This window comes from Paractinoplanes ferrugineus, assembly GCF_016862195.1.
Classification (GTDB): domain Bacteria; phylum Actinomycetota; class Actinomycetes; order Mycobacteriales; family Micromonosporaceae; genus Actinoplanes; species Actinoplanes ferrugineus.
The window spans coordinates 313,383-335,332 of sequence record NZ_BOMM01000012.1 but is presented as its reverse complement, the minus strand read 5'-3'; the positions used below and the strand labels follow the sequence as shown (position 1 = coordinate 335,332).

Below are 21,950 nucleotides of genomic sequence, written 5' to 3'. Positions count from 1 at the left end.
GCAGAAAGCCGTCAATTTTGGTGGGTGAAACCGGCCCGGTACCTCAGCCGTTCGGTCAGGATTTAGGTATGTGGGTCGCCGAGTCTCTCGTGCACACTGCCCATCGCACACCTGGTGTGGCACCATCATGTGACCCCCCACGGGTACATCTCTAGAAACGCAGGAGCCGAAGATGTTCACAAGGAAACTGGGCCACTTCGTCGGCTTGGTTTTCGTCCTCGCCGCTGTCGTCGGTGGGGTCGGCAATGCGGCTGGGGCGCACCAAGGAAGCGCAGCTCCCGCCGCGGTGGAAAGTTCAAGCCTCATCACCTGGGAGTAACTGCAGACGACTCGCAGCAACGCTGTAGCACCGCCTTGACCTGCAAGGGAGCACTATGGCTGGGCGTTCTACGGCGCGGCGTCGCTCTGCGCAATACGCGTGGCTGGTCACCAATCCTCTAGCGATCTTCGCGCTGATCTGCCTGGCATCGTTCTGGGTGGCTCATCCGGATTGGTATGAGGCCTGGCTGGCCGGCCTGCTCGCGTTCGTGCTCTATATCGCCGCCGACATCGGCGTGCTCAATTTCGTGGTCGGGCGCAGCGTCTTCAAGGTGGCGCTGACCGAGGTCCCGTTCGTTCTGGCGCTGTATTTCCTGTCGCCACCCATGATGATCAGCGTCGTCACGCTGGCCATGGTCGTGTGCCAGCTCCGCGCCGCGACGCCGACCACGAAGATGTGGTTCAACGTCGCCAAGGCCGCGGCCGGCGCCTCGGTGGCCGTGCTCGTGGTCGCCGCGCTCCCCGACATTCGCGGGGCCGGGCCCGGCACCTGGGCGATCCTGTTCACGGCCGTGGCCGTCGAGTGGTTCTTCGAGGTCTTCTGCCTGGCCGCGGTGATGAGCCTGGTGCAGGGCATCCGAGCCGGTCAGGACGTTCTCAGCGCGCTCTGGGCGCCGGCGCTGATCGCCAGCATCAACGTCATCGTCGGCCTCGTCTTCATCGTCGCCCTCGCCAGCACCTGGTGGGCCACGCTCCTGCTGCTGGTCCTCGCCTCGGCGATGGTTCTGGTGCTGCGTTCGCTCGCCGAGTTCTTCCGCCAGCACCGCACGCTCGCCGAGGTCTACGAGCTGACGCAGGCGATCCGGGAGGCCGGCACCGACGCGAGCCTGCCCGACGTGCTGCTCGGCCGGGTCCGGGCCCTGATGCGCGCGGAATACGCGACGCTGTGGCTTGCCCCCCAGGGCCGTTACCCGGAGCTGCTGCTCACCGCCCGGGTGGAGAACAAGGGCCTGCTCGACCTGTCGATCACACCGTCGGCGGTGCGCGAGCGATCGATCACCGACGGGCAGACGGTCGCCGTCGGCCCCCGGCTGCGCTCCGCCGCCGACCTGCTGCCCAACCTGCAGGCGGCCAAGGTCAAGGACGTGGTGGTGGTGCCGCTGCGGTCGGGTCGCACGACGATCGGCAGCCTCGAGGTGATCAACCGGATCGGCGACACCCGGACGTTCCGCGACGCCGACGTGCAGGTGCTCGAAACCGTCGCGGCGCACGCCGCGGTCGCGGTGGAGAATTCCCGGCTGGTCGAGCGACTGCGCTACGACGCCTACCACGACCGGCTGACCGGCCTGCCCAACCGCCGCCGGGTCATCGACGCGCTCGCCGAGTCGGTGAAGGTGCGCGCCGAGGACGAGGTCGTCGTGGTGCTGCTCTTCGATGTGGACGGCCAGCGCGACGTCAACGAGTCGATGGGCCACGGTGCCGGCGACGAGCTGCTCGCCGAGGTGGCCGAGCGGCTTCGGGGCATCGCCGGGCCGGGCGCCCTGGTCGGCCGGATCGGCGGCGACGAGTTCGTGGTCACGCTGCGGGCCGAGAGCACCGACGCGACCGTCGAGCTGGCCACCGAGATGCGCGAGCAGATGCGCGGGCCGATGACGGTCGGAAAGCTCACCCTCGACGTCGACACGGCGGTGGGTGTCGCGGTCTACCCCGACCACGGCGCGGACCCGGAGACGTTGCTGCAGCGGGCCGAACTGGCCGCCAACGCGGCCAAGGTGCTGCCGTACGGGGTGCAGCTGTTCCACCCGGCCCTGGAGTCCCGAGCCGTCCGCCGGCTGGGGATCGCGGCCGATCTGCGCAAGGCCCTCGACAACGACGAGCTCGACGTCTACTTCCAGCCCAAGGTCACGCTGGCCGACCGTCATCTGGTCGGGGTGGAGTGTCTGGCCCGCTGGCAGCACCCGACGCACGGCGAGGTGGCCCCGGAGGATTTCGTGGCCGTCGCCGAGCACACCGGCCAGCTCGCCAAGCTCACCGAGCGGGTGCTGAGCGAGGGCCTGCGGCGCTGCCGGGAGTGGTCCGACGCCGACCGCCCACTGTCGATCGCGGTCAACCTCTCGGTCCGCACCCTGCTCGACTCGCGCTTCCCCGATCAGGTCGAGGCGCTGCTGACGGCGAACGGGGTGGCGGCCGCCCAGGTCACCTTCGAGATCTCCGAGCCGGGCATGCTCGGCGACGTCGAACGGGTGCTGCCCACCCTCTATCGCCTGCGCGATCTGGGCGTCCGGCTCAGTGTGGACGACTTCGGCACGGGTGCCTCGTCGCTGTCCTATCTGCGGCAGTGGCCGGTGCACGAGGTGAAGATCGACGACAGCTTCGTACAGGGCATGGCCACCGACTCGGGCGACCTGGCGATCGTACGGGCGGTCGTGAGCCTGTCCCGCGAGTTCGGCCTGACGGTGGTGGCCGAGGGGGTGGAGAGCGAGCTGACCCTCGACCTGCTCGAGGAGATGGGCTGTGAGATCGGTCAGGGCTACCTGTTCTCCCGTCCGCTGCCCTATGAGCGGCTCGAGGCCTGGTTCAACGCTCGCACCGAGCCCGAGACGACCCCGACGGGCGAGGTCCGCCGCCTTCGAGCGGTCATCTGACCAGCGGTTTTCGGTAAGTGGGGGAGTCGATTTCTCCCCCGGGCACGGGTTGTGTAAGCTTTCTCAAGCGAGCGAGAGATCGCGCGCAGGCCCCCTTAGCTCAGTCGGCAGAGCGTCTCCATGGTAAGGAGAAGGTCTACGGTTCGATTCCGTAAGGGGGCTCTACCGGGTTGGTTCCCCGCCGCAGGCGCAGAACTAGAGCCTGGCACGGCGGTGTAGCTCAGTTGGTAGAGCAAACGGCTCATAATCGTTGTGTCGCCGGTTCAAGTCCGGCCACCGCTACTTGCGACGGGACCCCTTCAAGGGTCCCATTTTGCAGATCGGCCGACCGAGGACGTACTCTGTTAGGTCGTTAAGTAACCCTGTGAGCAGGAAGGCACCTTGCCGTGGCCAAGGCGACCGACGTCCGTCCGAAGATCACCCTGGCGTGTACGGAGTGCAAGGAGCGGAACTACATCACCCGTAAGAACCGCCGTAACGACCCGGACCGCGTTGAGCTGAAGAAGTTCTGCCCCCGGGACGGGAAGCACACCCTGCACCGCGAGACTCGCTGACCCGAAGCGTTCCACCTGCGCCGTCCGTCGAACCGATGGGCGGCGCAGAGTTGTCTGCGGGGCCTGCGGAGTAGTTTGTGCGCATGCCCCTGGACCAATCTTTCGTCGGACGAAGCTATCCGCCCACCGAGCCCTATGTGGTCGGGCGGGAGAAGATCCGCGAGTTCGCCCGCGCCATCGGCGCCACCGACCGGGAGTTCCACGACCCGGAGGCGGCCCGCGCGATCGGCTACCCCGACGTCATCGCCCCGGCGACCTTCCCGATCGTGCTCACGATGGCCTCCAGCCACCAGCAGATCGTCGAGGACCCGGAGTTGGGCATCGACTACACCCGGGTGGTGCACGGCGACCAGAAGTTCGCCTACGCCCGCCCGATCGTGGCCGGCGACGCGCTGGTGTGTGTGAACACGGTCGAGGACATCACCTCCCGGGGCGGCCACGACTTCATGACCACCCGCAGCGACGTGCGTACCGAGGCCGGCGAAACGGTAGTGACGGTCTGGGCCAAGCTCGTCCAGCGCGGCAAGGAGGACGTAGCGTGACCACGTCGGAGACCACCTATCGGGTCACCCGGGCCGATCTGGTCCGCTATGCCGGCGCCTCCGGTGACTTCAACCCGATCCACTGGAGCGAGCGTTTCGCGACCGGTGTCGGCCTGCCCGGCGTGATCGCCCACGGCATGTTCACCATGGCTCTGGTCAGCCGGACCGTGACGGCGTGGGCCGGCGCCCCGGACGCGGTCGTGGAGCTCAGCGTGCGCTTCGCGCGCCCGGTTCCGGTCCCGGACACCGATGAGGGCACCGAAGTCGTCGTGACGGTCTCCGAGCGAGGTCAGACCGATGAGGGGCACACGAAATTGGCACTGACGGCGACCTGCCGGGGCGAGAAAGTTCTGTCCCTGGCGCAAGCCGTGGTGCGTAAGCGGTAGGGCGGGTTGGGCGAACGGGGTGTGAACCCGTACACTCGTCAGCCGTGGGGCAGTGACCCCCTGAGCGATCCTGCGCGGAGCAGATTTCGATCAGGACAAACCGCCTCGCACAGGGGTGTAGCTCAATTGGCAGAGCAGCGGTCTCCAAAACCGCAGGCTGCAGGTTCAAGTCCTGTCACCCCTGCGTAACTCTCCTGACGTGCCCGCCCGGTGCGCGGTCCGCACGACCCCCGCGCCGGATCGAGCGCCGACGGGGGTCCACCACCACCGACACGGAAGTAGGGCGGCATGGCCGAGAGGAACCGACCCGGTGACGCCGGCGACCCGGCCGACGACGAGGTCTTCGACGATGCCGTCGCCGAGGACGTGGCTGACGACGACGACGCTGACGAGCCGGTAGGCCGTGGCGGTGCCGCCGTCAAGGAGCGGACCAAGGGTGACGCGCCCAAGGCCAAGAGGGAGACCCGCAAGTCGGGCTTCTTCGGTCGCATCGGTGGGTTCTTCCGTGAGGTCGTCAGCGAACTGCGTAAGGTCATCTGGCCGACCCGCAAGGAACTGCTGACCTACACGACGATCGTGGTCGTGTTCGTGACGATCATGACCGCCATCGTGGCTGTCCTGGACTACGGGTTCGGTAAGGGCATCCTCTGGGCGTTCGGCGGCAAGTAAACCTTTACCTGGAAGTGAGCGAGCGTGCCTGAGTACGACGACGAGACCGCGCAGTCCGTCGACGAGCAGTCGTCGGTGGCCACGGCGGACGCTGAGGAGTCGGTTGAGGCCGCCCCCGCCGTTCCGGCCGCCGAGGACGACGAAGACTTCGACCCGGTGCAGGAGCTGCGGCAGAAGCTGCGCTACGCGCCCGGCGACTGGTACGTCGTGCACTCGTACGCCGGTTACGAGAACAAGGTCAAGACCAACCTCGAGACCCGGATCACGTCCCTCGACATGGAGGACTTCATCTTCCAGGTCGAGGTGCCGACCCGCGAAGAGGTCGAGGTCAAGAACGGCAAGCGCCAGCAGGTCAACAACAAGGTCTTCCCGGGCTACATCCTGGTCCGGATGGATCTGTCTCCCGAGTCCTACTCGTGTGTGCGCAACACGCCCGGTGTGACCGGCTTCGTGGGCGCCACCGACCGGGTCGACCGGCCCGCCCCGCTCTCCCTCGACGAGGTGCTGAAGTGGCTGGCCCCGGCGGTCGAGACCGAGGAGAAGAAGGCCAAGCCCGAGATCAAGGTCCTCGACTTCGAGGTGGGCGACTCGGTCACGGTCACCGACGGCGCGTTCGCGTCGCTGCCGGCCTCGATCAGCGAAATCAATGCGGACCAGCAGAAGTTGAAGGTTCTGGTCTCCATCTTCGGTCGTGAGACGCCGGTGGAGCTCAACTTCAACCAGGTCACCAAGATCTGACAAGCAAGTCAGTGGGAGGGGCTTCCGAAACGCGGAGCCCCGCCATCAACCACAGGAGTAATGCGAAGTGAAGCGCAGCAAGGCGTACCGCGCCGCGATGGAGAAGATCGACGCCGACAAGCTCTACGAGCCGGCTGAGGCGATCAAGCTCACCAAGGAAAGCAGCGCCACCAAGTTCGACGCGACCGTCGAGGTTGCGATGCGGCTGGGTGTCGACCCGCGTAAGGCCGACCAGATGGTCCGCGGCACGGTCAACCTGCCGCACGGCACCGGCAAGACGGCCCGCGTGATCGTCTTCGCCCAGGGCCCCAAGGCGGAAGAGGCCGTGGCGGCCGGCGCCGACGAGGTCGGCACCGACGAGCTGGTGGCCCGCATCCAGGGTGGCTGGCTCGATTTCGACGCCGCGATCGCGACCCCGGACCAGATGGCCAAGATCGGTCGGATCGCCCGCATCCTCGGCCCGCGTGGTCTCATGCCGAACCCCAAGACCGGCACGGTCACGATGGACGTCACCAAGGCGGTCAACGAGATCAAGGGCGGCAAGATCACCTTCCGGGTGGACAAGCACTCCAACCTGCACCTGATCATCGGCAAGGCCTCGTTCTCCGAGGCTCAGCTGGCCGACAACTACGGCGCCGTGCTCGACGAGGTCCTGCGGGCCAAGCCGTCCGCGGCCAAGGGCAAGTACCTCCGTAAGGTCACCTTCACGACCACGATGGGCCCGGGCGTTCCGGTCGACCCGAACATCGTGAAGGGCTTCACGGGCGCCGAGGCCTGATTCGAAAGCTGTTCAAGCAGGCCCCCGGGGGACAACCCGGGGGCCTTCTTTGTGGCAGGCTTCCGCCGTGCGCTTCGAGGGTGTCTGGTTCCGATATGCGAGGCGGGCCGCCTGGACGCTGCGCGACATCGGCGCGGCGGTCGAGCCCGGCGCGACGGTCGTGGTCCTGGGCCGCAACGGCGCCGGCAAGTCGACTCTCCTTCAGCTCGCCGCCGGGGTCCTGCGCCCGGTCCGCGGCCGGGTCAGCGACCGTCCGGCGATCGTCGGCTGGGTCCCCGAGCGTTTCCCCGCCGATCAGCCTTTCACCGCCGGCGACTACCTGCGTCGCATGGCCCTGGTCCGCGGCGTCACCGACCCGCACGCGGCCGACCGCTGGATCGAGCGCCTCCTGCTCACCGAGCACGCCGCGACCCGCCTCGGCGACCTCTCCAAGGGCACCGCGCAGAAGGTCGGTCTGGCCCAGGCCCTGCTGCTCCCGCCGGGTCTGCTGGTTCTCGACGAACCGTGGGAAGGCCTCGACGCGGTCGCGCGCACGCTGATCCCGGAAATCGTCGCCGAGGTGACCCACGCCGGCGGCATCGTGCTGGTCAGCGACCATCGAGGCGAGATCACCGCGCTTCCGGGCGCGATCCACTGGACGGTCTCCGAGCACGGTTTGCAACCGTCGCCCGAGAAAACACCGGAGGGCGAGGTCATCGTCGAACTGGCGGTCCGCCGGTCGGAGGCGACCCAGGCGGTGGCCGAGCTGCGTGCCGCCGGCCACCGGGTGCTGCGGGTGAAAGATCCAGATGCTGATGTACGGGGTGCGCCCGTCATCGCCGAGCCAGGCCGCGACCCGAGGGCGCGAGCGGATCGGAAGCCCCGTTGAGCGCCCTGGTGTGGATGCGGATAGCGGGCTTCGTCCGGGGCGGCCGGGCGCTGGCCCCGCTGATCGCCGTGCTCGTCGAGCTGGGCGTGATCTACGGCGGGGGAGCATCCCCGGCTGCGGTCGCCTACGGCTATTCGGCCGCCGCCCTGTTCCCGGTCCTGGCGTGGCTCACCAAGCTGCTGCTCGACACCGAGCCCGATGTGCAGCGCCGACTGGCCCGGCTGTCGGTCGGCCCGGCTCGCGAGGCGACCGGCGGCCTCCTGGCCGCTCTCGTGGTCGCCCTGGTGGTCGGCGCGGCGGCGATGGCCGCCCCCTGGCTGTTCCACGGCATCGACCCGAACAAGGAACTGGCCAGCGGCATGCTGCTGGGCGTCCTGGCGCACCTGTTGGCCGTGCCGCCGGCGGTGGCGGTGGGCGCGCTCGCCAGCCGGGCGGTGACGGGCAGCGTCCGGCTGGGCGTGACGGTGCTGATCACCGCCGCGGTCCTGGTAGTGGTCCTCGGGCTGTCCAGCTCCTGGGCCCCCTGGCTGGTCCCGCCGGTGATGGCGACCGCCCGGGAGCTTGCCGACGCGTTACCGCCGACCGGCAGTGGCGTCCCACCGGCGGGCACGATCGTCCTGCTCGTCGCCTGGGCCACGGCCTGGTGCGCGGTCGCCTTCGCCGGCTACGGCTGGCTGCGTCGCCGGCGCTCCTGAAGGGCGGCGGGCTGCGTCGCCGGCGCTCCTGGAGGGGCGGAATGCCGCGTCGTCGGCGGGTCCTGAGTCACGACCTCTGCCAGGGGGCCGGGCGTGCTCCACGGGTGTGGCTGCTTTGCGCGCGTGGCAGGAACGGGCCCGATTTGGCGGTGAGGTCGAGACCGCGTATTCTCCGTTATTGAAGTTTCACCCATAGACCGCTGGTCGCCGCAATCGCCGTCAGCAATGACGGAGGTCGCGGTCGAAGGTCCCGCCGGATGCGGGCGACCCGCGCAGGGGAGAACGGTTCGTGAATCTGGCTCATGTTTTGAGCCTGTTCCGCCCCGTGCGCCCTGCGCCGGGGCGTTTCTCATTCTTGGTTCCTTCTCCAGGCCAGTGGTTCTGAGCACTGAGAGAGGAGGGACATGGCGGACAAGCCGGTCCGGGCCGACAAGGCCAATGCCGTGGCTGAGCTGACGGAGCACTTCCGTAACTCGGCGGCCACCGTGTTGACCGAGTACCGCGGCCTCACGGTCAAGCAGATCACCGAGCTGCGGCGCTCGCTCGGCAAGGAGACCAAGTACTCCGTGTCGAAGAACACGCTGGCCAAGCGTGCGGCGACCGACGCGGGCATCGAGGGCCTCGACACGCTGTTCACCGGTCCTACCGCGCTCGCCTTCGTCAGCGGGGACCCGGTCGAGGCGGCCAAGAGCCTGCGGGCTTTCGCCAAGGCCCACCCCGTCCTGGTCATCAAGGGCGGCGTCTTCGAGGGCAAGTCCCTCACCGCTGAAGAGGTCAACAAGCTTGCCGACCTCGAGTCCCGTGAGGTGCTGCTGGCCAAGCTGGCCGGCGCCATGAAGGGCAACCTGAGCAAGGCCGCGGCGACGTTCCAGGCTCCGCTTTCCCAGGCCGTACGCCTGGTGGACGCCCTGCGTGCCGAGCGCGAGAAGGACGGTTCCGCCGAGGCCGCCTGACGGCCCTCGCGAACCGCGCAGTTCTTTTACATCAGAAGCTAGGAAAGGTTGCCAGACATGGCGAAGCTCAGCACCGACGAGCTGCTCGACGCGTTCAAGGAAATGACCCTCATCGAGCTCTCCGAGTTCGTGAAGACGTTCGAGGACGTCTTCGACGTCAAGGCCGCCGCGCCCGTCGCGATGGCCGGCCCGGCGCAGGCCGGCCCGGCCGTCGAGGCCGAGGCCGAGAAGGACTCGTTCGACGTTGTCCTCGAGGGCGACGGTGGCAAGAAGATCCAGGTCATCAAGGTCGTGCGTGAGCTGACCGGCCTGGGCCTCAAGGAGGCCAAGGACGCCGTCGAGAGCGCCCCCAAGGCGATCCTCGAGGGTGTCAACAAGGAGAAGGCCGAGGCCGCCAAGGCCAAGCTCGAGGGCGAAGGCGCCAAGGTCACCCTCAAGTGATCTAACGCTCCGCTGCTTTACCTTGCGGACGGCGAGAACCTGTGTTCAGGTCCTCGCCGTCCGTGTTTTTCCGCCCGTTGTCCCTGGTGAATGGCTTAGGGTCAGCTGTCGGTCTCCCGACCGGCAAAGACCGCTTAATCCGGCAATCCGTGGAGTAATGTCCCTGTGACGCGTCCGCCACCAGGCGGCGCGAGACCGACCCGCAGCGCAGCCCTTGACTGAGTGTCCGCTGACAGGCACGCTGACATCAGCAAGTTCTCCGCGCTTGCGACAGCCACCCGATGGGTAACCGTCGGTGGCACCGAGGGAGAAGTGCCGCGTTCTGAGCGGCCCCACCTAGGCCCTGGCCATGAAGGCGCAGGTCAGAGGCTGTGGGGACAGGCTCCGCAGGCAACCTGAGGTGTGGGCTGGACAGCGGTTAGCCGAGCGGCTACACTGCTAGTTTGCGCTGCCTTCTGCCTTGAACCCTGCCAAGACATCCGTATGGATGAATTCTTGGGGGCTTGTTGGAGTGCACGCAAACAGTTGCATACCGCAGCTGCAGCCGCATCAGCAGCACCGGTCCTCGGAAGGACGCATCTTGGCAGCTTCCCGCCCTGCGAAGACCAGCCGTACGTCGAGCGCTTACGCACCCCGCCGTGTCTCTTTCGGCAGGATCACCGAGCAACTTGAGGTCCCCAACCTTCTTGCCCTCCAGACCGAGTCCTTCGACTGGCTGGTTGGCAACGAGGCTTGGCAGGCCCGGTCGACGGACGACCAGGACGCCCACTCGGGCCTCGCAGAGATCCTCGAAGAGATCAGTCCCATTGAGGACTTCTCTGGCACTATGTCGCTGTCCTTCTCGTCTCCACGCTTCGACGAGGTCAAGGCCTCGATCGAGGAGTGCAAGGAGAAGGATCTGACTTACTGCGCGCCGCTGTTCGTGACCGCGGAGTTCACCAACAACACGACTGGCGAGATCAAGAGCCAGACCGTGTTCATGGGCGACTTCCCGATGATGACCCCCAAGGGGACGTTCGTCATCAACGGCACTGAGCGCGTCGTGGTGAGCCAGCTCGTCCGGTCGCCGGGCGTGTACTTCACGAAGGAGCCGGACAAGACCTCCGACCGTGACCTGTCCAGCGTCAAGGTCATCCCGAGCCGGGGTGCCTGGCTGGAGTTCGACATCGACAAGCGCGACACCGTCGGTGTCCGGATCGACCGCAAGCGCCGGCAGGCAGTCACCGTCCTGCTCAAGGCGATCGGTTGGTCGGCGGATCAGATCCGCGAGCGCTTCGGTTGGTCCGAGCTGCTCATGACCACGCTCGAGAAGGACCACATCGCCGGCCAGGACGAGGCCCTTCTCGACATCTACCGCAAGCTCCGCCCTGGCGAGCCCCCGACCCGGGAGAACGCGCAGACCCTGCTCGACAACCTCTTCTTCAACCCGAAGAGGTACGACGTCGCCAAGGTCGGTCGCTACAAGTTCAACAAGAAGCTCGAGATCGACGTCCCGATCACCCGGGGTGTCCTCACCGAGGAAGACGTCGTCAAGACCGTGGACTACCTCTGCCGGCTGCACGCCGGTGAGGAGGGCTACGAGGCCGACGACATCGACCACTTCGGTAACCGTCGCCTGCGCACCGTCGGCGAGCTCATCCAGAACCAGGTCCGCGTGGGCCTGTCCCGGATGGAGCGCGTCGTCCGCGAGCGCATGACGACGCAGGACGTCGAGGCGATCACGCCGCAGACCCTGATCAACATCCGTCCGGTCGTGGCGGCGATCAAGGAGTTCTTCGGTACGTCGCAGCTGTCCCAGTTCATGGACCAGACCAACCCGCTGGCGGGCCTGACCCACCGGCGCCGGCTGAGCGCGCTCGGCCCCGGTGGTCTGTCGCGTGAGCGGGCCGGCTTCGAGGTCCGCGACGTGCACCCGTCCCACTACGGCCGGATGTGCCCGATCGAGACGCCGGAAGGCCCGAACATCGGCCTGATCGGCGCCCTCTCGACGTTCGCGCGGGTCAACCCGTTCGGATTCATCGAGACGCCTTATCGCAAGGTCCAGGAGGGCGTCGTCACCGACGAGGTCCACTACCTGACCGCCGATGAGGAGGACAGGTACATCAAGGCCCAGGCGAACGCCGTGCTGAGCAGTGACGGCACGTTCGCCGAGGACCGGGTCCTGGTCCGCCGAAAGGGCGGTGAGGTCGACTACGTGCCTGGCACGCAGGTCGACTACATGGACGTCTCGCCGCGGCAGATGACCTCGGTCGCGACCGCGATGATCCCGTTCCTCGAGCACGACGACGCCAACCGTGCCCTCATGGGCGCGAACATGCAGCGTCAGGCCGTGCCCCTGGTGAAGGCCGAGTCGCCGCTGGTCGGTACGGGCATGGAGTACCGGGCCGCGGTCGACGCCGGTGACGTGGTCGTCGCCGAGGTCGGTGGCCTGGTCGAGGACCTGTGTGCCGACTACGTGACGGTGCACCAGGACGACGGTCACCGCCGTACGTACCTGCTGCACAAGTTCCGCCGCTCGAACGCCGGCTCCTGCGTCAACCAGAAGCCCGTCGTGTTCGAGGGTGACCGGGTCGAAGCCGGCCAGGTCATCGCCGACGGTCCGTGCACCGACGAGGGGGAGATGGCCCTCGGCCGCAACCTGCTCGTCGCGTTCATGTGCTGGGAAGGCCACAACTACGAGGACGCGATCATCCTGTCGCAGCGCCTCGTGCAGCAGGACGTGCTCACCTCGATCCACATCGAGGAGCACGAGGTCGACGCTCGGGACACCAAGCTCGGCCCGGAGGAGATCACCCGCGACATCCCCAACGTCAGCGAGGAAATGCTGGCGGACCTGGACGAGCGGGGCATCATCCGGATCGGTGCCGAGGTCGTCCCCGGCGACATCCTGGTCGGCAAGGTCACGCCCAAGGGCGAGACCGAGTTGACCCCCGAGGAGCGGCTGCTCCGCGCGATCTTCGGTGAGAAGGCGCGTGAGGTCCGGGACACCTCGCTGAAGGTTCCGCACGGCGAGACCGGCACGGTCATCGGTGTGCGTACCTTCTCCCGCGAGGACGGCGACGAGCTTCCCCCGGGTGTCAACGAGCTGGTCCGCGTCTACGTAGCGCAGAAGCGGAAGATCCAGGACGGCGACAAGCTCGCCGGCCGGCACGGCAACAAGGGCGTCATCTCGAAGATCCTCCCGGTGGAGGACATGCCGTTCCTCGAGGACGGCACGCCTGTCGACATCGTGTTGAACCCGCTCGGTGTGCCCTCGCGCATGAACATCGGCCAGGTCCTGGAGACCCACCTCGGGTGGATTGCCAAGACGGGCTGGGAGGTCGAGGGCGACGACGCAGAGTGGAAGCGTCAGCTGCGGTCGATCGAGGCGCACGAGTCCCCCAAGGACTCGAACGTCGCGACCCCGGTCTTCGACGGCGCCCAGGAGGAGGAGATCAAGGGCCTCCTCGAGTCGACGCTCCTCAACCGCGACGGGAAGCGGCTGGTCAACGGCGACGGCAAGGCGCAGCTGTTCGACGGTCGCTCCGGTGAGCCGCTGCCGGACCCGATCTCGGTCGGCTACGTCTACATCCTGAAGCTGAACCACCTGGTCGACGACAAGATCCACGCTCGCTCGACCGGCCCGTACTCGATGATCACGCAGCAGCCGCTCGGTGGTAAGGCGCAGTTCGGCGGCCAGCGGTTCGGCGAGATGGAGTGCTGGGCCATGCAGGCCTACGGCGCCGCCTACGCGCTGCAGGAGCTGCTCACCATCAAGTCCGACGACGTGCTCGGTCGCGTGAAGGTCTACGAGGCCATCGTCAAGGGCGAGAACATTCCGGAGCCGGGTATCCCGGAGTCCTTCAAGGTGCTCCTCAAGGAGCTGCAGTCGCTGTGCCTGAACGTCGAGGTGCTGTCCAGCGACGGTGTGGCTCTCGAGATGCGCGAGACGGACGACGAGGTCTTCCGGGCCGCGGAGGAACTGGGTATCGACCTGTCCCGGCGCCCGAACGAGGGCGTCAGCAGCGTCGAGGAGATCTGACGGTCGGCGCCTCCTCCTTCACCAGGAGGGGGAGGCGCCCCCCGCCGGCCTTGAATTCATTCCGAGCAACGAAACACGAGGGATAGTCCAAGTGCTCGACGTCAACTTCTTCGACGAGTTGCGCATCGGCCTGGCGACCGCCGACGACATCCGGCAGTGGTCGCACGGCGAGGTCAAGAAGCCCGAGACGATCAACTACCGCACGCTCAAGCCCGAGAAGGACGGACTCTTCTGCGAGAAGATCTTCGGTCCGCAGCGGGACTGGGAGTGCTACTGCGGCAAGTACAAGCGTGTCCGGTTCAAGGGCATCATCTGTGAGCGCTGCGGCGTCGAGGTGACCCGGTCCAAGGTTCGCCGTGAGCGGATGGGCCACATCGAGCTGGCCGCGTCGGTCACGCACATCTGGTACTTCAAGGGTGTGCCGAGCCGACTGGGTTACCTGCTCGACCTGGCTCCCAAGGACCTCGAGAAGATCATCTACTTCGCCTCGTACGTGATCACGAGCGTGGACGCCGAGTCGCGTCACCGTGACATGTCCACGATCGAGAACGAGATCTTCGCCGAGAAGCGCCAGTCGGAGAACAGCCGCGACTCGGAGATCGAGAAGCGTGCCGCCAAGCTGGAGCAGGACCTCGCCGAGCTCGAGGCCGAGGGCGCCAAGGCGGACGTGCGCCGCAAGGTCAAGGAAGCTGGCGAGCGCGAGATGCGCCAGATCCGGGACAAGGCGCAGCGCGAGATCGACCGCCTCGACGAGGTGCTCGACACCTTCCGCAAGCTCGACTCCAAGCAGCTGGTCACGGACGAGCTGCTCTACCGCGAGCTGCGGGACCGCTTCGGTGAGTACTTCACCGGTGGCATGGGTGCCGAGGCGATCAAGGCACTGCTCGAGAACATGGACCTGGACGCCGAGGCCGAGAACCTGCGGGAGATCATCCGCAGCGGTAAGGGTCAGCGGAAGATCCGTGCGCTCAAGCGCCTCAAGGTTGTCGCCGCGTTCCTGAACACCCGGAACTCGCCGCTCGGCATGGTTCTCGACTGCGTCCCGGTCATCCCGCCGGACCTGCGCCCGATGGTGCAGCTCGACGGTGGCCGCTTCGCCACCTCCGACCTGAACGACCTGTACCGCCGGGTCATCAACCGCAACAACCGTCTCAAGCGGCTCATCGACCTGGGCGCGCCCGAGATCATCGTGAACAACGAGAAGCGGATGCTGCAGGAGGCCGTCGACGCGCTGTTCGACAACGGCCGCCGCGGCCGGCCGGTCACCGGCCCGGGTAACCGCCCGCTGAAGTCGCTGTCCGACATGCTCAAGGGCAAGCAGGGCCGGTTCCGGCAGAACCTGCTGGGCAAGCGGGTCGACTACTCCGGTCGTTCCGTCATCGTCGTCGGCCCCCGGCTCAAGCTGCACCAGTGCGGCCTGCCGAAGCAGATGGCGCTGGAGCTGTTCAAGCCGTTCGTGATGAAGCGCCTGGTCGACCTGAACCACGCGCAGAACATCAAGTCGGCCAAGCGGATGGTCGAGCGTCAGCGCCCGGTCGTGTGGGACGTCCTCGAAGAGGTCATCAGCGAGCACCCGGTGCTGCTGAACCGCGCGCCGACCCTGCACCGTCTGGGCATCCAGGCCTTCGAGCCGCAGTTGGTCGAGGGCAAGGCCATCCAGATCCACCCGCTCGTCTGCACCGCGTTCAACGCGGACTTCGACGGTGACCAGATGGCGGTGCACGTGCCGCTGTCGGCCGAGGCGCAGGCCGAGGCCCGGATCCTGATGCTCTCGTCGAACAACATCCTCAAGCCGGCCGACGGCAAGCCGGTGACCATGCCCACCCAGGACATGATCATCGGGCTCTACTACCTGACGCACCAGACCGCTGGGGCCAAGGGTGAGGGCCGGGTGTTCTCCTCGGACGCCGAGGCGCGGATGGCGTTCGACAACGGCGAACTGCACCTGCAGGCGTCGGTGAAGATCCGTCTTCGCGAGGTCATCGGCGTCGACAACGGCGTCAAGGGCCCGAAGTGGGAAGCTCCGGAGGAGTGGACCGAGGGCGAGAACCTGCTCGTCGAGACCACGCTGGGCCGGGTCCTGTTCAACGAGACCCTCCCGCCGGGCTACCGCTTCGTGAACTACGAGATCCGCAAGGGTCAGCTGTCGGCGATCGTCAACGACCTCGCCGAGCGCTTCCCCAAGGTGGCCCTGGCGGCGACCCTGGACGCGCTCAAGGAGGCCGGCTTCCACTGGGCCACCTGGTCCGGTGTGACGATCGGCATGGGCGACGTCATCGGCCCTCCGCGCAAGCCGGAGATCCTGGCCCGCTACCAGGCCGAGGCCGACACCATCGACAAGCAGTACCAGCGTGGTCTGATGACCGCCGAGGAGCGTCGCGGCGAGCTCATCGAGATCTGGACCAAGGCGACCAACGAGATCGCGGCCGAGATGTCGACGGCTCTCCCGCAGGAGAACCCGCTCTGGGTCATGATCAACTCGGGTGCCCGCGGTAACCTGCTGCAGCTCCGGCAGATCGCCGCGATCCGTGGTCTGGTGGCCAACCCCAAGGGTGAGATCATCCCGCGGCCGATCACCTCGTCCTACCGCGAGGGTCTGACCGTGCTGGAGTACTTCATCTCCACCCACGGTGCCCGTAAGGGTCTGGCCGACACCGCGCTGCGTACCGCCGACTCGGGTTACCTGACCCGTCGTCTGGTGGACGTCTCGCAGGACGTCATCATCCGCGAGGAGGACTGCGGCACCGACCGCGCTATCCCGATGGCGGTCGGCGAGCGTGAGGCCGACGGCACCCTCATCGTGCACCAGCACGCCGAGACCGGTGTCCACGCCCGTACGCTGGCCGACGACATCAAGGACGCCAACGGCAACGTGGTCGTCCCGCGCGGCTCGGACCTCAACTCGATCCTGGTCGACGTGCTCATCGCCAACGGCGTCGAGAACGTCCGGGTGCGCTCGGTGCTGACCTGTGAGTCGAAGCTCGGCGTGTGCGCGGCCTGCTACGGCCGTTCGCTGCCGACCGGCAAGGGCGTCGACATCGGCGAAGCGGTCGGCATCATCGCGGCCCAGTCCATCGGTGAGCCGGGCACGCAGCTGACGATGCGTACCTTCCACACCGGTGGTGTCGCGGGTGAGGACATCACCCAGGGTCTGCCGCGTGTGCAGGAGATCTTCGAGGCCCGTGTGCCCAAGGGCAAGGCGCCCATCGCCGACACCCCGGGACGCATCCGCATCGAGGACGGCGAGCGCTCGCGCAAGATCATCGTGGTGCCGGACGACGGCAGCGAGGAGATCGTGTACGACAAGATCTCCAAGCGCGTCAAGCTCCGGGCCCACGACGGCGACCACGTCGGCGTCGGCGAGAAGCTGACCGAGGGCACCATCGACCCGCACGAGCTCCTGCGCATCATGGGCCCGCGCGCGGTTCAGGTTCACCTGACCGCCGAGGTCCAGCAGGTCTACCGCTCGCAGGGTGTGCTCATCCACGACAAGCACATCGAGATCATCATCCGCCAGATGCTCAAGCGGGTGACGGTCATCGACTCGGGTGCCGCGGAGTTCCTGCCGGGCATCCTGGTCGACCGGGCGCTCTTCGAGTCGGAGAACCGCCGGCTCGTCGGCGAGGGTGGCGAGCCCGCCGCCGGTCGTCCCGTCCTGATGGGTATCACCAAGGCCTCGCTGGCCACCGACTCCTGGCTCTCGGCCGCCTCCTTCCAGGAGACGACCCGGGTGCTGACCGACGCGGCGATCAACTCGCGCAGCGACTCGCTCGTCGGCCTCAAGGAGAACGTGATCATCGGTAAGCTCATCCCGGCCGGTACCGGTATCTCCAAGTACCGCAACATCCGGGTCGAGCCGACCGAGGAGGCCAAGGCCAAGGTCTACTCGATGACTGGCTACCCCGAGACCGATTACGGCTTCGGGCCGGCCAGCGGGCAGGCTGTGCCGCTGGACGACTTCGACTTCGGTTCCTACCGCTGACGAATGTCTGCTGAAGGGCGGTCGCGCACTGCGCGGCCGCCCTTCGGCGTTCTTACTATGGGGTGGTGACTCTTCCCGTGGCCGCGCCCACCCGCCATCCGATGGATCCGGACCCGGCGCCCGCGACAAAGGCGCGAGCGGTCTTCGCCCTCGGCCTGGTGGGCTTCCTGACCGGGGTGTTCGTCGGCGGTCTCATCCCGGCCACCATCGCGCTGCTGATGGCGCGCCAAGCGGCGCGGGACGCGTACGCCGCCGGCGGTTACCTGACCGGCTCGGCCTGGATCCGGCGTGGACGCCGGCTCGCCTGGGCGGGCATCGTGCTGGCGATCACGGCACTCGTGGTGGCCACCATCGCGGGCCTGCTCCACCTGGCGTCGGCCCCGGCCGGCCCGGACTTCGCACCCGGTACAGACTGAGTCTCGTACGAGTGACATCCTCGTATTCATGACGCAGCCGCCCTACGCGCCACCGGTGCAGCCGCCTCCGCCGTCCGGTCGCTGGCAGCCGGAGAAGGTCGAGGCGGTTCCCGGCACCGAGTTCGGCCTCGTCCAGTTCAAGGTCGCGCCGATCACCTCCGGGCTGGCCATCGGCTCGCTGATCGCCGGCATCGGCGCCATCCTGGTCTCGACACTGGTTCTCTGCTTCGGGCTCACCGGCTCGGGGGCCGGCTGGGGCGCACTGGTCGCCGGCGCGTTCACGTTGCCCTCGGTGATCGGGGGAGTGGGCGCGATCGTCGTCGGACTGGTCGCCCGCCGGCAGATCCGCCGGTCGGGGCACACCGGGCAGGTCCGCTTCACCGGTGGCGGGATGGCCATGGCGGGGATCTCCTGCGGCGCCGCCGGGGCGGGAATTGCCCTGCTGTCACTGACGTTGGCACTGGTGTTGCAGTTGTAGTCCAGCGGGATCCTGGCACCGCCGCGTTGCTTCCTCCGGACACCCGGTACACTTGCATCGGAGATATTTGTCGTGAGGACCTGACCCATCGATCTAGTGAAGCCGGCTCGTGAATTCAGCGATTTGTTTGTGCGTCCGGTGCGCTTGTGATCTAGGTAGATGGGGTCGATTTTGACCTGGGTGCTTGTGGTAGGTACTCTTTCCCCTCGTGCCCGGCTTGCCCGGGCAACTCGTGCGTGCGCCCGAGTCGGAAGTTGAAGACGGGGTAACAAGCACGCCGAGCTCATCGCGCTGATCCAAGTCGGTGCGGTGACACAGACAAGACCCGATGCGCGTCGCAGACGCGTGGCGGGACCGTGGCCGGGCGACACGCCCGACCGCGGGGGCCGGAGGAGCCCTCACTGACGTGGGGAACCCGCCGGTAAACAGAAGCAATCAGACGGTGCGGCCGTGCGGAGCGGCCGAAGGGAGCGGAGAAACCCGGTGCCCACGATCCAGCAGCTGGTCCGCAAGGGCCGCCAGGCGAAGACGAGCAAGACCAAGACGCCGGCGCTGAAAGGTAGCCCTCAGCGGCGCGGCGTGTGCACGCGCGTGTACACCACCACCCCCAAGAAGCCGAACTCTGCGCTGCGCAAGGTCGCTCGTGTGAAGCTCAGCAGCCAGATCGAGGTGACGGCGTACATCCCGGGCGTCGGCCACAACCTGCAGGAGCACTCGATCGTGCTCGTGCGCGGCGGCCGGGTGAAGGACCTCCCCGGCGTTCGCTACAAGATCGTCCGCGGTTCGCTGGACACCCAGGGTGTCCGCAACCGCAAGCAGGCCCGCAGCCGTTATGGCGCGAAGAAGGAGAAGAGCTGACATGCCGCGTAAGGGCCCCGCTCCGCGCCACCCGGTGGTCGCGGACCCGGTTTACAACTCTCCGCTGGTCACGCAGCTGATCAACAAGATTCTGATCGGCGGCAAGCGTCAGTTGGCCGAGCGCATCGTGTACGGCGCGCTCGAGGGCGCTCGGGAGAAGAGCGGCACCGACCCCGTGGTGACGCTCAAGCGCGCCATGGACAACGTCAAGCCGACCCTCGAGGTCCGCAGCCGCCGTGTCGGTGGCGCGACCTACCAGGTTCCGGTCGAGGTCCGTACCCCGCGGCAGACCACTCTCGGTCTGCGCTGGCTGGTCCAGTACTCCAAGGCCCGCCGTGAGAAGACCATGATCGAGCGTCTCCAGAACGAGCTGCTCGATGCCAGCAACGGCCTCGGTGCCGCCGTCAAGCGGCGCGAGGACACCCACAAGATGGCGGAGTCCAACAAGGCCTTCGCGCACTACCGCTGGTAAGACCCCGCCGACGGCCCGGCGTTTGCCGGACCACACGGCAAGTCGTACCGGTCCACGAGACGACGACGAAGAAAAGTAGGGACTGAAGTGGCCGCCGCAGACGCGCTCGCCAACGTACGCAACATCGGCATCATGGCGCACATCGATGCTGGTAAGACCACTACCACCGAGCGAATCCTGTTCTACACCGGTATCACGTACAAGATCGGTGAGGTCCACGAAGGCGCTGCCGTCATGGACTGGATGGAGCAGGAGCAGGAGCGGGGTATCACGATCACTTCCGCCGCCACGAAGTGCGAGTGGAAGGGCCACACGATCCAGATCATCGACACGCCCGGCCACGTCGACTTCACGGTCGAGGTGGAACGGTCGCTGCGTGTTCTGGACGGTGCGGTAGCGGTCTACGACGGCGTTGCCGGCGTGGAGCCCCAGACCGAGAACGTCTGGCGTCAGGCGGACAAGTACAACGTCCCCCGGATGTGCTTCGTCAACAAGCTCGACCGGACCGGTGCCGACTTCTTCCGCTGTGTGCAGATGATGATCGACCGGCTCCACGCGACCCCGCTGGTCCTGCAGATCCCGATCGGGCTCGAGGGCGACCACATCGGTGTCGTCGACCTGATCGGTATGCGCGCGCTCACCTGGCGTGGGGAGACCCAGAAGGGTGACGACTACGCGGTCGAGGAGATCCCGGCCGACCTGGTCGACTCCGCGAACGAGTGGCGCGAGAAGCTGATCGAGACGCTGGCCGACGTCGACGACGCGGTGATGGAGAAGTACCTCGAGGGCGAAGAGGTCTCGCAGGAGGAGATCAAGGCCGCCATCCGGCGCGCCACGATCGCCAGCAAGGCCAACCCGGTTCTCTGTGGGTCGGCGTTCAAGAACAAGGGCGTTCAGCCCATGCTCGACGCCGTCATCGACTTCCTGCCGTCGCCGCTGGACATCCCGGCCATCGAGGGCACCGCGACGGACGGCGAGACGCCGGTCCAGCGCAAGCCGTCGAACACCGAGCCGTTCTCGGCGCTGGCCTTCAAGATCCAGACCGACAAGCACCTCGGCAAGCTCACGTACGTGCGGGTCTACTCCGGCACGCTCGAGTCCGGTTCTCAGGTGGTCAACTCCACCAAGGACCGCAAGGAGCGGATCGGCAAGATCTACCAGATGCACGCCAACAAGCGTGAGGAGCGCGCCACCGCGCAGGCCGGCGACATCATCGCCGTCCAGGGTCTCAAGCAGACCACCACCGGTGACACGCTCAGCGACCCGGCCAACCCGGTCATCCTGGAGTCGATGACTTTCCCGGAGCCGGTCATCCAGGTCGCCATCGAGCCGAAGACCAAGTCGGACCAGGAGAAGCTGGGCACCGCGATCCAGCGCCTCGCCGAGGAGGACCCGACTTTCCGGGTCTTCAACGACGAGGAGACCGGCCAGACGATCATCGCCGGCATGGGCGAGCTCCACCTGGACATCCTGGTGGACCGCATGCGCCGCGAGTTCAACGTCGAGGCCAACATCGGCAAGCCGCAGGTGGCGTACCGCGAGACGATCCGCGGCACGGTGGAGAAGCACACGTACGTCCACAAGAAGCAGACCGGTGGCTCGGGCCAGTACGCGAAGGTCGTCGTCAACGTCGAGCCGTTGTCGCTCGAGGCGGACGGCCCCACGTACGAGTTCGTGAACGCGGTGACCGGTGGTCGCATCCCCAAGGAGTTCATCCCCTCGGTGGACGCGGGCGCGCAGGACTCGCTGCAGTACGGCGTCCTCGCCGGCTACCCGCTGGTCGGCGTGAAGTTCACGCTGGTCGACGGTCAGTACCACGAGGTCGACTCGTCCGAGATGGCGTTCAAGATCGCCGGCTCCATGGCAATGAAGGAAGTAGCCCGCAAGGCTGACCCCGCACTGCTGGAGCCGATGATGTCCGTCGAGGTCACCACCCCTGAGGACAACATGGGTGACGTCATCGGCGACCTCAACTCCCGGCGTGGCCTGATCCAGTCGATGGAGGAGCGCCACGGCGCCCGCGTCGTCAAGGCTCTGGTCCCGCTTTCGGAGATGTTCGGCTACGTCGGCGACCTGCGGTCGAAGACGGCCGGCCGGGCTAGCTACAGCATGCAGTTCGACTCCTACGCCGAGGTTCCGCAGAACGTGGCCAAGGAGATCATCGCGAAAGCGACGGGCGCCTGAGCATCGGAGCGA

General features: G+C 67.1%; 18 protein-coding genes and 3 tRNA genes. All 21 read left to right on the top strand.

The window, feature by feature from the left end:
- The first annotated feature begins 374 nt into the window (after positions 1-374).
- The 21 genes from Afe05nite_RS09505 (at position 375) to fusA (ending at position 21,938) form a co-directional block, all read left to right on the top strand.
- On the top strand, positions 375-2,903 hold the full coding sequence (locus tag Afe05nite_RS09505) for a putative bifunctional diguanylate cyclase/phosphodiesterase (RefSeq protein WP_203816595.1): 2,529 nt from the start codon (positions 375-377) through the stop codon (positions 2,901-2,903).
- 89 nt (positions 2,904-2,992) lie between these two features.
- Positions 2,993-3,065: transfer RNA gene (locus Afe05nite_RS09500), tRNA-Thr, on the top strand.
- A 47-nt stretch (positions 3,066-3,112) separates the two neighbouring features.
- Positions 3,113-3,185 (top strand) — tRNA-Met (locus Afe05nite_RS09495).
- A 104-nt stretch (positions 3,186-3,289) separates the two neighbouring features.
- Positions 3,290-3,457 carry a 50S ribosomal protein L33 gene (rpmG, locus tag Afe05nite_RS09490; protein ID WP_184953737.1) on the top strand — a complete coding sequence of 56 codons (168 nt, stop codon included), beginning with the start codon at positions 3,290-3,292 and terminating at the stop codon, positions 3,455-3,457.
- Positions 3,458-3,540: 83 nt separating this feature from the next.
- Positions 3,541-3,999 (top strand): MaoC family dehydratase N-terminal domain-containing protein, encoded by a 459-nt coding sequence (locus Afe05nite_RS09485; RefSeq protein ID WP_203816594.1) that lies wholly within the window; start codon positions 3,541-3,543, stop codon positions 3,997-3,999.
- Entirely contained in the window at positions 3,996-4,385 is a 390-nt protein-coding gene (locus Afe05nite_RS09480) for a MaoC/PaaZ C-terminal domain-containing protein (protein WP_203816593.1), read from the top strand. Before Afe05nite_RS09485 ends, Afe05nite_RS09480 begins: the two co-directional genes overlap by 4 nt.
- A 111-nt stretch (positions 4,386-4,496) precedes the next feature.
- Positions 4,497-4,569, top strand: a tRNA-Trp gene (locus Afe05nite_RS09475).
- Positions 4,570-4,673: 104 nt separating this feature from the next.
- Complete coding sequence (gene secE / locus Afe05nite_RS09470; protein ID WP_203816592.1) at positions 4,674-5,054, top strand: preprotein translocase subunit SecE; 381 nt, start codon at positions 4,674-4,676, stop codon at positions 5,052-5,054.
- A 24-nt stretch (positions 5,055-5,078) separates the two neighbouring features.
- On the top strand, positions 5,079-5,792 hold the full coding sequence (gene nusG, locus Afe05nite_RS09465) for a transcription termination/antitermination protein NusG (RefSeq protein WP_203816591.1): 714 nt from the start codon (positions 5,079-5,081) through the stop codon (positions 5,790-5,792).
- A gap of 67 nt (positions 5,793-5,859) precedes the next feature.
- The gene (gene rplA, locus Afe05nite_RS09460) at positions 5,860-6,570 is read left to right on the top strand and encodes a 50S ribosomal protein L1 (protein ID WP_203816590.1); all 711 of its coding nucleotides are present in this window, start codon (positions 5,860-5,862) and stop codon (positions 6,568-6,570) included.
- 67 nt (positions 6,571-6,637) lie between these two features.
- On the top strand, positions 6,638-7,438 hold the full coding sequence (locus tag Afe05nite_RS09455) for an ATP-binding cassette domain-containing protein (RefSeq protein WP_203816589.1): 801 nt from the start codon (positions 6,638-6,640) through the stop codon (positions 7,436-7,438).
- The gene (locus Afe05nite_RS09450; RefSeq protein ID WP_203816588.1) at positions 7,435-8,133 is read left to right on the top strand and encodes a hypothetical protein; all 699 of its coding nucleotides are present in this window, start codon (positions 7,435-7,437) and stop codon (positions 8,131-8,133) included. The genes Afe05nite_RS09455 and Afe05nite_RS09450 overlap by 4 nt, the downstream gene beginning before the upstream one ends.
- Positions 8,134-8,537: 404 nt before the next feature.
- Positions 8,538-9,086 carry a 50S ribosomal protein L10 gene (gene rplJ, locus Afe05nite_RS09445; RefSeq protein WP_203816587.1) on the top strand — a complete coding sequence of 183 codons (549 nt, stop codon included), beginning with the start codon at positions 8,538-8,540 and terminating at the stop codon, positions 9,084-9,086.
- Positions 9,087-9,143: 57 nt separating this feature from the next.
- Complete coding sequence (gene rplL, locus Afe05nite_RS09440; protein WP_203816586.1) at positions 9,144-9,527, top strand: 50S ribosomal protein L7/L12; 384 nt, start codon at positions 9,144-9,146, stop codon at positions 9,525-9,527.
- A 580-nt stretch (positions 9,528-10,107) separates the two neighbouring features.
- Complete coding sequence (gene rpoB, locus Afe05nite_RS09435; protein WP_203816585.1) at positions 10,108-13,548, top strand: DNA-directed RNA polymerase subunit beta; 3,441 nt, start codon at positions 10,108-10,110, stop codon at positions 13,546-13,548.
- A gap of 91 nt (positions 13,549-13,639) precedes the next feature.
- Positions 13,640-17,530, top strand: coding sequence for a DNA-directed RNA polymerase subunit beta' (locus Afe05nite_RS09430; protein WP_203816584.1), 3,891 nt, complete (start codon positions 13,640-13,642; stop codon positions 17,528-17,530).
- Between the two features lie 101 nt (positions 17,531-17,631).
- Complete coding sequence (locus Afe05nite_RS09425; protein WP_203816641.1) at positions 17,632-17,946, top strand: hypothetical protein; 315 nt, start codon at positions 17,632-17,634, stop codon at positions 17,944-17,946.
- A 28-nt stretch (positions 17,947-17,974) separates the two neighbouring features.
- Entirely contained in the window at positions 17,975-18,424 is a 450-nt protein-coding gene (locus Afe05nite_RS09420) for a DUF4190 domain-containing protein (RefSeq protein WP_203816583.1), read from the top strand.
- 483 nt (positions 18,425-18,907) lie between these two features.
- A complete protein-coding gene (rpsL, locus tag Afe05nite_RS09415) occupies positions 18,908-19,282 on the top strand; it encodes a 30S ribosomal protein S12 (protein ID WP_014440718.1) in 375 nt (124 codons plus the stop codon).
- Position 19,283: 1 nt separating this feature from the next.
- Entirely contained in the window at positions 19,284-19,754 is a 471-nt protein-coding gene (rpsG, locus tag Afe05nite_RS09410; RefSeq protein WP_127499794.1) for a 30S ribosomal protein S7, read from the top strand.
- A gap of 87 nt (positions 19,755-19,841) precedes the next feature.
- Positions 19,842-21,938: an elongation factor G gene (gene fusA / locus Afe05nite_RS09405; protein ID WP_203816582.1), complete on the top strand. Its 2,097-nt coding sequence runs from the start codon at positions 19,842-19,844 to the stop codon at positions 21,936-21,938.
- Positions 21,939-21,950: the final 12 nt, after the last annotated feature.

What these genes read in the sequence shown, in the direction of transcription:
- Afe05nite_RS09425 (WP_203816641.1), top strand. Translation starts at nt 17,632, where the DNA reads ATGGATCCGGACCCGGCGCCCGCGACAAAGGCGCGAGCGGTCTTCGCC.
- rplJ (WP_203816587.1), top strand. Translation starts at nt 8,538, where the DNA reads ATGGCGGACAAGCCGGTCCGGGCCGACAAGGCCAATGCCGTGGCTGAG.
- secE (WP_203816592.1), top strand. Translation starts at nt 4,674, where the DNA reads ATGGCCGAGAGGAACCGACCCGGTGACGCCGGCGACCCGGCCGACGAC.
- rpsG (WP_127499794.1), top strand. Translation starts at nt 19,284, where the DNA reads ATGCCGCGTAAGGGCCCCGCTCCGCGCCACCCGGTGGTCGCGGACCCG.
- rplL (WP_203816586.1), top strand. Translation starts at nt 9,144, where the DNA reads ATGGCGAAGCTCAGCACCGACGAGCTGCTCGACGCGTTCAAGGAAATG.
- Afe05nite_RS09505 (WP_203816595.1), top strand. Translation starts at nt 375, where the DNA reads ATGGCTGGGCGTTCTACGGCGCGGCGTCGCTCTGCGCAATACGCGTGG.
- Afe05nite_RS09485 (WP_203816594.1), top strand. Translation starts at nt 3,541, where the DNA reads ATGCCCCTGGACCAATCTTTCGTCGGACGAAGCTATCCGCCCACCGAG.
- Afe05nite_RS09420 (WP_203816583.1), top strand. Translation starts at nt 17,975, where the DNA reads ATGACGCAGCCGCCCTACGCGCCACCGGTGCAGCCGCCTCCGCCGTCC.